This window comes from Providencia xihuensis (assembly GCF_041953405.1).
GTDB classification, from domain to species: Bacteria; Pseudomonadota; Gammaproteobacteria; order Enterobacterales; family Enterobacteriaceae; genus Providencia; species Providencia vermicola.
The window spans coordinates 3,456,955-3,469,064 of record NZ_CP169565.1 but is presented as its reverse complement, the minus strand read 5'-3'; the positions used below and the strand labels follow the sequence as shown (position 1 = coordinate 3,469,064).

General features: G+C 40.0%; 12 protein-coding genes. 10 read left to right on the top strand and 2 right to left on the bottom strand.

What is annotated here, in order from left to right; all coding sequences use genetic code 11:
* The first annotated feature begins 6 nt into the window (after nt 1-6).
* The 3 genes from accA (at nt 7) to tilS (ending at nt 3,330) form a co-directional block, all read left to right on the top strand.
* Nucleotides 7-966 (top strand): acetyl-CoA carboxylase carboxyl transferase subunit alpha, encoded by a 960-nt coding sequence (gene accA / locus ACE2AL_RS15645; protein WP_206083760.1) that lies wholly within the window; start codon nt 7-9, stop codon nt 964-966.
* Nucleotides 967-1,075: 109 nt separating this feature from the next.
* Nucleotides 1,076-1,960, top strand: a complete 885-nt coding sequence (locus ACE2AL_RS15640) for a DMT family transporter (protein WP_353166867.1) — start codon at nt 1,076-1,078, stop codon at nt 1,958-1,960.
* Between the two features lie 17 nt (nt 1,961-1,977).
* Nucleotides 1,978-3,330, top strand: coding sequence for a tRNA lysidine(34) synthetase TilS (tilS, locus tag ACE2AL_RS15635; RefSeq protein WP_353166864.1), 1,353 nt, complete (start codon nt 1,978-1,980; stop codon nt 3,328-3,330).
* A gap of 60 nt (nt 3,331-3,390) precedes the next feature.
* On the opposite strand, the gene rof is transcribed toward tilS, so the two are convergent.
* On the bottom strand, nt 3,391-3,654 hold the full coding sequence (gene rof / locus ACE2AL_RS15630) for a Rho-binding antiterminator (RefSeq protein WP_042848970.1): 264 nt from the start codon (nt 3,652-3,654) through the stop codon (nt 3,391-3,393).
* Nucleotides 3,655-3,928: 274 nt separating this feature from the next.
* Here rof and nlpE point away from each other — a divergent pair, with 274 nt between their 5' ends.
* The 7 genes from nlpE to chbG all read left to right on the top strand — a co-directional run bounded on the left by nlpE (nt 3,929) and on the right by chbG (nt 10,279).
* A complete protein-coding gene (nlpE, locus tag ACE2AL_RS15625) occupies nt 3,929-4,585 on the top strand; it encodes an envelope stress response activation lipoprotein NlpE (protein ID WP_206083763.1) in 657 nt (218 codons plus the stop codon).
* A 373-nt stretch (nt 4,586-4,958) separates the two neighbouring features.
* Nucleotides 4,959-5,279 carry a PTS sugar transporter subunit IIB gene (locus tag ACE2AL_RS15620; protein ID WP_206083764.1) on the top strand — a complete coding sequence of 107 codons (321 nt, stop codon included), beginning with the start codon at nt 4,959-4,961 and terminating at the stop codon, nt 5,277-5,279.
* Nucleotides 5,280-5,387: 108 nt separating this feature from the next.
* Nucleotides 5,388-6,749, top strand: coding sequence for a PTS N,N'-diacetylchitobiose transporter subunit IIC (chbC, locus tag ACE2AL_RS15615; RefSeq protein WP_272539783.1), 1,362 nt, complete (start codon nt 5,388-5,390; stop codon nt 6,747-6,749).
* Nucleotides 6,750-6,793: 44 nt separating this feature from the next.
* Nucleotides 6,794-7,138, top strand: a complete 345-nt coding sequence (gene chbA / locus ACE2AL_RS15610; protein ID WP_206083766.1) for a PTS N,N'-diacetylchitobiose transporter subunit IIA — start codon at nt 6,794-6,796, stop codon at nt 7,136-7,138.
* Nucleotides 7,139-7,147: 9 nt separating this feature from the next.
* On the top strand, nt 7,148-8,014 hold the full coding sequence (gene chbR, locus ACE2AL_RS15605) for a transcriptional regulator ChbR (RefSeq protein WP_353166858.1): 867 nt from the start codon (nt 7,148-7,150) through the stop codon (nt 8,012-8,014).
* A 121-nt stretch (nt 8,015-8,135) separates the two neighbouring features.
* Nucleotides 8,136-9,488 carry a 6-phospho-beta-glucosidase gene (locus tag ACE2AL_RS15600; RefSeq protein WP_272539781.1) on the top strand — a complete coding sequence of 451 codons (1,353 nt, stop codon included), beginning with the start codon at nt 8,136-8,138 and terminating at the stop codon, nt 9,486-9,488.
* A gap of 35 nt (nt 9,489-9,523) precedes the next feature.
* The gene (gene chbG, locus ACE2AL_RS15595; RefSeq protein WP_272539780.1) at nt 9,524-10,279 is read left to right on the top strand and encodes a chitin disaccharide deacetylase; all 756 of its coding nucleotides are present in this window, start codon (nt 9,524-9,526) and stop codon (nt 10,277-10,279) included.
* Nucleotides 10,280-10,342: 63 nt separating this feature from the next.
* Here the strand turns inward: chbG and proS are convergent, their stop codons facing one another.
* A complete protein-coding gene (gene proS, locus ACE2AL_RS15590; protein WP_206083770.1) occupies nt 10,343-12,061 on the bottom strand; it encodes a proline--tRNA ligase in 1,719 nt (572 codons plus the stop codon).
* Between the last annotated feature and the right edge of the window lie 49 nt (nt 12,062-12,110).

Genomic DNA, 12,110 nt, shown 5'->3' with positions numbered 1-12,110 from the left:
AATATTATGAGTCTGGATTTTCTTGATTTTGAACAGCCAATTGCGGAATTAGAGGCAAAAATTGATTCTCTAAAAGCCGTAAGCCGTCAAGATAACAACTTAGAGGTCAACCTTGATGAAGAGGTTGCTCGTTTACGTGAAAAAAGTGTTGAACTGACACGTAAAATTTTCTCTGATCTGGGGGCTTGGCAAATTGCTAAACTCGCTCGTCATCCTCGTCGTCCTTATACACTGGACTACATTTCTCGCATTTTCACGGACTTCCAAGAATTAGCGGGTGACCGTGCTTATGCTGACGACAAAGCCATTGTCGGTGGTTTGGCGCGTTTAGAGGGTCGTCCAGTGATGATTATCGGGCACCAAAAAGGGCGTGAAACGAAAGAAAAAATCCGTCGTAATTTTGGTATGCCAGCCCCTGAAGGTTACCGTAAGGCGCTGCGCCTGATGGAACTGGCTGAGCGTTTTAATCTGCCGATTATCACTTTCATTGATACTCCAGGGGCCTATCCAGGTGTTGGTGCAGAAGAACGTGGTCAATCCGAAGCGATAGCACGTAACCTGCGTGAAATGTCACGTTTATCTGTACCAGTAATTTGTACTGTCATTGGCGAAGGCGGCTCTGGTGGTGCGTTAGCCATTGGTGTGGGTGATAAAGTGAACATGCTGCAATACAGCACTTATTCCGTTATTTCACCTGAAGGTTGTGCATCCATTCTGTGGAAAAGTGCAGACAAAGCCCCATTAGCGGCTGAAGCGATGGGGATTACAGCACCGCGCCTGAAAGAACTAAAACTGATTGATAACGTTATTTCTGAGCCTTTAGGTGGTGCACATCGTAACTACGATGAAATAGCCGCACATCTAAAAGCACGTATCACTGAAGACCTTAACGAACTGGAAATTTTAGATGCGGATGCATTAAAAGACCGTCGTTATCAGCGCTTGATGGAATACGGTTATTGCTAATTTCTAGCAAACCCTATATTAGATAAAACGGGAGTTCGCTTTTGCTAACTCCCGTTTTTTATTGAACATTATCAATATTCACTACAAATAATAAAAAATAGGTATGGCAGTGCGACAATATAATTATTTAATTTATGCTTTTTCTTGCGTATTGATTTGGAGCTTTATCCCAATAGTTTCACGCTTTGGGCAAAATGGGATGGATAGTTTCCAATTTCTATTTTGGTCAAACCTTATTTCGGTCATTGCCGTTATCTCGGTGGCACTGGCATCAGGCTATACACCTGCCAAATTGTTGATTTTACCTAGAGATATTTTAGGCAAAGTCTTTGTTCTTGGATTTCTTGATTGTCTTTTCTATTTGTTATTGTACTACGGTTATTCCATAGAAAATGGTATCGCTGTTTTGGTGATCCAATATAGCTGGCCACTAATAATTATTCTTTTATCGGTAATATTATTAAAAGACAGATTGTCGGGGCGGCAAATTGTGGGGGTTGTGGTTGGTTTTATTGCCGTTATTATCACGTTTACTAAAGGGCAAATTACCCAATTGCATGTGGATAACCCAATAGCATTATTGTTAGTGTTTAGTGGTGCATTTTGCTTTGCTTTAATGTCAGTATTTTCACGCCAATATTCTATTGATCCGTATATTAGCACAGTCTGGTTATTTATCTTCTCGACATTGACTTCGTTGGTTCTCCTATTGTCATTTAGTGAAATGCAGTTGCCATCGCAAAGTACATTTTGGCCGACGCTGATTAATGGGGTACTTATTAATGGTGTGTCTTATATCTTGTGGTTTAAAGCAATGAATACGGGGAACTCAACAAAAATTGCCTCAGTGGTATTTTTATCACCTGTATTATCTGTGTTGTGGTTAGTTTTACTTTTAAGTGACCCATTTGAAATCGCATATATTATTGGGGTTATGTTAGTGATTATTTCAGGCGTTTTATGTGTTGGTGCAAAACGCCGCAATCAGCAATAGCTAAAAAGGGCGAATGAATGGAACAGATATCATCCAAGGTCATTGAGCGGGTACGTGAAAAAATTGGTGATTATAAAAAAATACTGGTTGGGTTTAGTGGTGGAATTGACTCAACAGTATTGTTACATGCCCTTTGCCAGCTCAAGAAAAATAATGACTCATCACTAATTATTCGTGCTATCCATGTCCACCATGGCCTAAATACTAAGGCAAATGCGTGGGCGCAGCATTGTGCACAGCTATGCCAACAATGGGAGATTCCTTTTGTCTGCCGCCCTGTTTTCATTGATCCTAGTGAAAAAGGTATCGAGGCCGCTGCGCGGGATGCTCGTTATCAGGCTTACCGTGAAGAACTTGATGTTGATGAAGTGTTGGTGACAGCTCAGCATCTGGATGACCAAGCAGAAACATTTTTATTAGCTTTAAAACGTGGAAGTGGCCCTGCGGGGTTATCATCAATGCCTGAATCTCTGCCCTTTGTTACGCAACAAGGGCAAACACAATTGTTGCGCCCATTATTAACCGTCGGTCGTATCGATTTAGAAGCTTACATGCAAGAGCAGCAATTACCTTGGGTGGAGGATGATAGCAACCAAGATGATCGTTATGACCGCAATTTTCTTCGGTTGCATATTTTACCCCGTTTAACTGCCCGTTGGCCGCATATGTCCAATGCCATTGCTCGAAGTGCATTGCTATGTGCGGAGCAAGAATCCTTGCTGGATGAGTTATTGCAAGAAACGCTTGAAGGTATGATTGATTACCGAGGTGGTTTATTTATTGATGAATTACAGCACTGTTCTTCGGCGAAACGTAACGCATTGATCCGCCGCTGGATTGGGCTGCATCAACTCCCGATGCCACCATTTAACCAGTTAGAGCGTATTTGGCAAGAAGTGGCGCTAGCCAGACAAGATGCTGAACCTGTTTGCCGTCTAGGGCAGGTTGAAGTCCGCCGTTACCAAGGTGTATTGTGGGTAGTTCCACGTGTTGAAAACTTGGTGGGACAGCAATATGCGTGGTCATATCCCGCTTCGTTTGAATTACCTGGATCACTTGGGCGACTACAGGTTATGGAAGGGCAAGGGCAAATCCGTCCTCCAGAGCCAGATGAAAAAGTGACTGTGCGTTTTGGTTTGCAAGGCACTCTTAATATTGTGGGGCGGCACCGTTCAAGAAGCAGTAAAAAAATATGGCAGGAACTGGGCATTGCGCCATGGATGCGGGAGCGTATTCCACTGATTTATTACAATGATCAACTGATTACGGCAGTGGGTTGTTTTATCACACCTGAAGGGTTAATGAATGATGAATTATTGGGGATTGCAATAGATTGGCAGCAGAAATCGAGATTCCAGTTAGCCTTATAATAAGAAACCCCTTATGACTGTGACCATCATAAGGGGCAAGAAGAACTCAAATTGTGAGTATTAGTGAGAGTGGTCGACAACAATTGTGCCGATTTCAGGATGACTGAAGGAATTAATGCAATCCAGTCGTAGCTCCTTGGTTCCTTCATGTGTTTCAACAATCAGGTACTCGACTTTTTTTCGTAGGAGCAAATCACTAGCTTGCCCTTCAATATTCTCGCCGTCATTAAGTTTTATTTGCAACTTCAACTGACGTTGGCATGCAATTTCTAGATATTCGTAATCATCACAATTGATAGGTTGATATTCAGTATCTGTAGACATATTCCCTCACCACTGTGTTAGTGGCGGTTATTGCCGCCTTGAACATATTGTATCAAGCAAAAAAAATGCTTAGTACGATAATAGCATAGTAATTTTAATAACTATAATCGCTACTGGATGAAAAAGATAATTCTTATTCATCAAATTAATGCGTGGTATTTTTTATCAGTTATGTCTGAATTATGTTACTGTTTCCACTCTTTTATGGCTTGAGATGCTATGATGTTTAATATTGGTAAACGAGTTAAAAACGAATGATTTCAAGGGAATTATCATGAAAAAAACACTATTATTAGTCTTAATGGCGGTTGGTACAGTGGCATTAGCAGGCTGCCAAAGTAGTGCGCAAAATACCAATACAACGCCAGTTGATCAGGTCTATACTGGGGTATTACCTTGTGCAGATTGCTCAGGCATTGAAGCAACATTGTTAGTTAACCAAGATGGCAGTTATGTAGAACAATTGATTTACTTGGGAACAAAAGACGGCAATAGCGGCTTCCATGAAGCAGGCAAATGGAACCTTGAAGGTAATAAGCTCCGTACTACTAATCCGAAAGGTGAGAATACCTTTTTTGCTAAAGCCGACAATGGTGAGTCCGTCACTTTGCTGGATTTAGAAGGAAACCCAATTGAAACGGAACTGAACTATACGCTAAACCGTGTTCAGCCAAGTAAAAAAATAGGGAAATATCGCTATATGGCGGATGCCGCAGTATTTACAGAATGTGATACAGGGCGTCAATACTCAGCATCTGGTATTGAATTAGAAAAAGCCTATAGGGAAACGGGGGTTGACGGTGGAACCCCTGTATATGTTGAGGCTGAAGGTTATTATACCGTTCGTCCATCAATGGAGGATGGCCAATTTGACTCTGCATTCGTCCAAACAGGGCAAATTAAATTCGATAAAACGGCGTCTTGCAAATAATTTAGATTGCATTTTCTTCCTAAAAAGCTCAGTAGAAATATTGGGCTTTTTTATTTAACGTCTTAAAATTCCAATAAAAAATCACCGCATCTATTTTTTACTCCTTCACATACTCCTTTTTTGATATCAGTATAACTTTTTTATTGTCGCAAAATATTTGCGTATTTTGTGAAGGTTGTCATGGCGATTGGTCAATCAGGAGCAATTAGTGATAACAATGAAATATCGTAAACTAAGGGAATTCCGTATACTCCATTCAACTAGAAATAATTTTAATTTTTAGTTTGTTGATTTAAGAAAAGCCGCAAGTCTGTAAAAAAAATTTATAAATCTAAGCGGTAACTAAAAAATAGAACGAATCAAAGGATAAGGAATGAAGAAGAAAAATATCTATTTATTTTGTTCTGCTGGCATGTCGACTTCATTGTTAGTCAACAAAATGAGGCAACAGGCAGAAAAATACGATGTACCCGTCAACATAGAGGCTTTTCCTGAAAGCTTAGCAAGTGAAAAAGGTGTTGATGCAGATTTGGTTTTACTCGGTCCACAAATTGCTTGGATGTTAACGGATATTCAAAAAATACTGCCAAATAAACCTGTCGAAGTGATTGATTCATTGTTATACGGCAAAGTGGATGGACTTGGGGTATTAAAAGCAGCCGTTGCAAGCATAAAAAAACAAACAGCAAATTAACATTAGAGAGCTACCTCTACTCAATAATAACTCCATCAACCTTAGCGCTATTCATTGCAGATTAGCCTATTCAGAATGGAGCACACTCAAAAAATCGAGGGTATTTTTATGAGTCTTGTTATCACTTCGCTTGAAAAGGTACTTCTGCCCTTCGCAGTTAGATTGGGGAAGCAACCTCACGTTAATGCAATAAAGAATGGTTTTATTCGTATTATGCCACTGACATTAGTCGGGGCAATGTTTGTATTAATTAATAATGTGTTTTTAAGCTTTGATGCAGGGTCGTTCTTCTACTCATTGGGCGTGAGATTAGAACCATCGACAATTGAAACTTTAAATGGATTTAAAGTGATTGGGGGGAATGTGTATAACGGGACACTAGGTATCATGTCCCTCATGGCGCCCTTTTTTATCTCGATGGCATTAGCTGAAGAGCGAAAAGTTGACCCATTAGCCGCAGGACTACTGGCTGTTGCTGCTTTTATGACGGTGACACCTTACGAAGTGAATGGTGCTTATGCCGTTGGCGCGAATTGGTTAGGTGGTGCAAATATCATTTCGGGTATTATATTAGGGTTAGTGGTTGCCGAAATGTTTGCATTTATTGTACGCCGTAACTGGGTGATTAAATTACCTGATAGCGTGCCTCCATCTGTTTCTCGTTCATTCTCTGCACTTATTCCTGGTTTTATTATCTTATCAATAATGGGGATTGTGTCATGGGCGCTTTCTAGCGGTATTAGTACAAATTTCCACCAAATCATTATGGATACGGTGTCGACTCCTCTTGCATCAATGGGGAATGTCGTTGGTTGGGCCTATGTGGTATTTACGTCATTGCTGTGGTTCTTTGGTATTCACGGTTCACTCGCCTTGACAGCCTTAGATAGTGGGATTATGACGCCATGGGCACTGGAAAACGTCTCATTATATGCGGAGTATGGTTCGGTCGATGCGGCAATTGCTGCGGGTAAATCTTTCCATATGTGGGCAAAACCAATGCTTGATTCCTACGTCTTCTTAGGTGGAACAGGGGCAACATTAGGGCTGATCATTGCCATCTTTATTGCTTCACGTCGTGCAGATCACCGGCAAGTTGCAAAATTAGCGTTACCAGCGGGTATTTTCCAAATAAATGAGCCGATTATTTTTGGATTACCTATCATCATGAACCCAGTTATGTTTATTCCATTTATTCTGATTCAGCCTTTATTGGCGGGAATAATGGTAGCAGCGTATTCTTTAGGGATTATCCCACCAGTGACCAATATTGCACCGTGGACAATGCCAACAGGTTTAGCAGCCTTCTTTAACACCAATGGAAGTATTGCCGCTTTACTACTTGCTTTATTTAACCTTGGTGTTGCTGTTCTGGTTTATCTACCATTTGTGGTGATTTCGAATAAAGCCCAAAACACGATAGATGAAGAAGAAAGCGAAGAAGATATTGCTAATGCACTGAAGTTTTAAAAAACGGAGGAGCTTGCTCCTCCCATTTAAGTAGAGATAAAAAAATGTTTGAACTCGATGATATTCAAGAAGATGCAGCTAACGAATTAGAAGAAGTTGTCATGGGCTTAATTATTAATGCAGGGCAAGCAAGAAGTTTAGCCTATACGGCATTAAGAAAGGCCAAAGAGGGGGACTTCACAACGGCAAAAAGTTTAATGGAGCAATCTCACTCTTCTTTGAATGACGCACATAAAGTACAAACTCAGCTCATTGAAAGCGATATGGGGGAGGGCAGAATCAAAGTCAGTTTAGTCCTCGTCCATGCTCAAGATCATTTAATGAATGCTATGTTAGCTCGCGAACTGATTACAGAATTAATTGAGCTACATGAAAAATTAAACCGTTAAAAGGGGATAATGATGCAGACACTGATGAATAGAACCGACACTAATGCTGAAATTAAATTAGTTCAAGAAAGTGAACTGTTTAACAATAAAACCTTTCATGTCTTTATTTATAATAAAGTTGAGAGTGCAAGTGGACTGCATCAACACGACTATTATGAATATACGATTGTATTAACGGGTCGTTGTTACCAATTTATTAATGGAAAGAAGATATTATTAGAGCGCGGGGATTTTGTTTTTTTACCTATTGGTTCATATCACGAAAGTGCTTATGACTTTGGTCCAACTAGAATATTAAATGTTGGAATTAGCAAATCATTTTTTGATAAACATTATTTGCCATTATTGCCAAGCTGTTTTGTTGCATCACAAAGCTACCCACTAAAAAATGAATTTATGGCTTATATTGAGTCCGTCATCGCCTCTTTAAATTTCAGAGATAGCGAATTTAATGAGTTTATTGAATTAGTCACGTTTAATGTCGTCAATCGATTACGTCATTTTCGTGAAAAAAACCTGCAAGACGATGCTCCTCAATGGCTTAAAAACACACTTGAAGACATGCATGATATTGCGATGTTCAGTGAAAGTGCGCTACAAAATATGATCACTATGACGGGGAAATCACAAGAGTATCTAACGCGGGCGACAAAACGTTTTTATGGTAAAACACCAATGCAAATTATTAACGATATCAGAATTAATTTTGCTAAAAAACAATTAGAAATTACCAACTATTCGATTACCGATATTGCATTTGAGTCTGGTTACAGTAGCCCAAGTTTATTTGTGAAAAAATTTAAAGAATCAACCTCACTGACGCCGAGTGATTATCGTAAAAATTTATACAGTGTTGAGCAGAAAATGGTGGGTTAATTAGCATTAATTAAACTAAGCTTCAAAACGTTCTTAATTAAAAAATTCAAGCATAACCATCTTTTCTAATAAAGATGGTGTGTCTTTCTATGTCTATTGTATAAGGTTCTATGAGGTTAATATGACTCAGAAGTTAAAAGTTGTCACGATTGGTGGCGGTAGTAGCTATACACCTGAATTACTCGAAGGTTTTATTAAACGTTACCATGAACTTCCGATCACTGAGTTATGGTTGGTGGATGTTGAGGAAGGCAAAGAAAAATTAGAGATTATTTTTGATTTATGCGAACGCATGGTTAAACATGCAAACATTCCATTAAAAATAGTGAAGACATTGGATCGTAAAGAAGCACTTAAAGATGCTGATTTTGTGACTACGCAATTAAGGGTCGGCCAATTAAAAGCTCGTGAATTAGATGAGTCTATTCCATTAAAACATGGTTATTTAGGCCAAGAAACCAATGGTGCTGGTGGATTATTTAAAGGGCTGCGTACAATTCCAGTTATTTTTGACATTATTAAAGATGTGGAAGAAATCTGCCCTAATGCATGGGTGATTAACTTTACTAACCCAGCAGGGATGGTGACAGAAGCGGTTTACCGGCACACTAACTTTAAGCGTTTTATTGGTGTGTGTAATATACCGATTGGCATGAAAATGTTTATTACAGATGTTCTTAATCTGTCAGATAACGATGAGTTATCCATCGACTTATTCGGTTTAAACCATATGGTTTTTATCAAAGATGTGATTGTTAATGGAGTTTCTCGTTTTGATGAGCTATTAGATGGTATTGCGTCAGGTACGTTAAGTGCCAACTCAGTAAAAAACATCACTGACCTTGCGTTTGACGAAGGGCTAATTCGCAGCTTAAATCTGATCCCTTGTTCTTATTTACTGTATTACTTTAAACCAAAAGAAATGTTAGCTATCGAGCTTGGTGAATATTATAAAGGTGGGGCTCGAGCTCAAATCGTGCAAAAAGTAGAGCATCGGCTATTTGAACTTTATAAGGATCCATCACTTGATGTGAAACCTAAAGAGCTTGAGTTACGTGGCGGAGCTTATTATTCGGATGCAGCTTGTGAAGTCATTAACGCGATCTATAACGATAAAAATACGGAGCATTACGTTAATATCCCACATCAGGGGCAAATTGATAATATTCCTGAAGATTGGACGGTGGAAATGACTTGCCTACTTGGGCGTGATGGTGCGAAACCGCACCCACGAGTAACGCATTTTGATGATAAAGTACTTGGCTTAATTTATACCTTAAAAAACTTTGAAGTTGCTACTAGCCAAGCCGCAGTCAATGGTCAGTTTAATGATGTATTACTGGCGATGAATTTGAACCCGTTAATTCACTCCGATAATGATGCGCGTTTAATTTCGAAAGAACTACTTATCGCCCATAAAAAATACCTGCCGAACTTTGCGAAAGCAATACAACAAATTGAGCAGGAAGGTTAATGAGTTAAATAGCTTATAGAATTAAGGGAGAACAAATGGCTTCATTACTTATTGTGAATGCTGATGATTTTGGATTATGTGAAGCCGTTAATTACGGGATTATTGAATCTCATCGTAATGGGGTTGTTAATTCCACGAGTGCAATGATGAATATGCCTGCCATATCCCATGCGGCTAAATTAAGTCATGAAAATCCGAATTTAGCGGTGGGAATGCATTTTGTTTTAACGGCAGGTAAGCCTTTTTCATCAATGCCGACTCTCAGCCGTGATGGAATGTTGGGTAAATGGCTGTGGGATATCGATATTAATGATTTGCCTTTGTCTGAGATTGAACAAGAACTGAATCTGCAATATCACAAATTTATTGAAATTTTTGGCCAAAAGCCCAGCCATATTGATAGCCATCATCACGTGCATATGATTGAAGGAATTTTCCCAATAGTCGTGGGTTTTGCACAAGAACAGGGAGTTGCATTGCGTGTAGACCGCCAATTAGAAAAAAATTGGCCGCCATTGTCATATCAAGTGGCAAGCACTGACTGTTTCAGTAGTGAGTTTTATGGTGATGAAATTTCAGAAGCATTGTTTTTGAAGATTATTGATGAAGCCAAAGCACAGGGCCATCATTCTATTGAGGTCATGAGTCATCCCGCTTTTATTGATAATGCGTTATTAAAAAGCAACTACGCTTATCCACGTTTAAATGAGCTAGAAGTATTAACATCGGAAAATTTAAAATCACAAATAATAGCACGTGGTTTTAAAGTTGGTTCCTACCGAGATATTTAAAGAAAAAGGCCCAAATTCAATATGACTGGAATTTGGGCTCTATTTTTTGGCTTTTAACCTAACTTATTTGCCGAGCTTACCTTTAAGGAAACTAACGACATTTTCTAAGCCAACCAATTCTTTATCATCACTGCGGCGTGATTTATATTCAATCTGGTTGTTATCTAAGTTACGGTCACCAATCACGATAGTGTATGGAACGCCAATCAGCTCCATATCCGCAAACATCACACCTGGGCGTTCTTTACGGTCATCAAAAATCACATCAATGCCGTTTGCTTTTAAGTCTGCATACAGTTTTTCAGCGACTTCTTTAACGCGGTAAGATTTGTGCATGTTCATTGGCAAAATTGCAACTTGGAAAGGTGCAATTGCATCTGGCCAAATAATCCCACGTTCATCATGGCTTTGCTCAATAGCTGCGGCGACGATACGTGTTACACCAATACCATAACAACCCATGGTGACGATTTGGTTGTGGCCTTCTTCGTTCTGTACAGATGCTTTCATCGCTTCTGAGTATTTGGTACCTAATTGGAAAATATGACCAACTTCGATACCACGTTTAATTTGTAGTACACCTTTACCGTCTGGGCTTGGATCGCCTTCGACGACATTGCGTAAATCATAAGCTTCAGGCAATGCTAAATCACGTTCCCAGTTGATGCCAAAGTAGTGTTTACCATCAACATTTGCACCTGCACCAAAGTCACTCATTACTGCAACACTGCGATCGATAACAATCGGTAGTGGCATATTGATCGGGCCTAGTGATCCTGGGCCTGCATTCACTGCATTTCTGATCTCAGCTTCTGTTGCAAACTCAAGTGGGCTAGCGACTAAAGGATGTTTTTCAGCTTTAACTTCATTCAGTTCATGATCACCGCGGATTAATAGTGCCACTAACGTATGACCTGAATCTTTTTCGGCATGAACAATGAGAGTCTTAACTGTTTTCTCAACAGGTAAGTTAAATTGCTCAACCAACTCAGCAATTGTTTTTGCATTTGGTGTATCGACTAAACGAAGCTCTTCGGTTGGTGCCCCGCGTGGCGAGGTTGGTGCTAATGCTTCGGCAAATTCGATATTTGCGGCATAGTCAGACTCAGTGGAGAAAATAACGTCATCTTCACCGTTTTTCGCTAACACTTGGAATTCGTGAGATGCACTACCGCCGATTGAGCCAGTGTCCGCTTGAACCGCTCGGAAATCAAAGCCAATACGCGTGAAAATTTTGCTATATGCTTCGTACATTGCATCATAGGTTTCTTGCAATGATTCTTGGCTAATGTGGAAAGAGTATGCATCTTTCATAATAAATTCGCGTGAACGCATGACGCCAAAACGCGGGCGAACTTCATCACGGAATTTGGTTTGAATTTGGAATAAATTCAATGGCAGTTGTTTATAAGATGTGATTTCGTTACGCACTAAATCAGTGATCACTTCTTCATGGGTTGGACCAAGGACAAATGGGCGCTCACCACGGTCAACAAAACGCAGCAACTCAGGGCCATACTGTTCCCAACGTCCACTTTCTTGCCATAAATCTGCGGGCTGAACGACGGGTAAAGATACCTCGATAGCGCCTGCATTTTCCATTTCTTCACGGACGATGTTTTCGACTTTACGCAGAACACGCACGCCTGTGGGTAACCAGTCATACAGACCAGAAGCAAGTTTACGGATCATTCCTGCACGCAGCATCAGCTGGTGGCTGATAACTTCTGCATCCGCAGGGGTCTCTTTTAGAGTTGAGAGCAGATATTTGCTAGTACGCATTGTATAGGTTCCATTAGAACAACAAATTATGGCAAGCCGCTTGCTTACC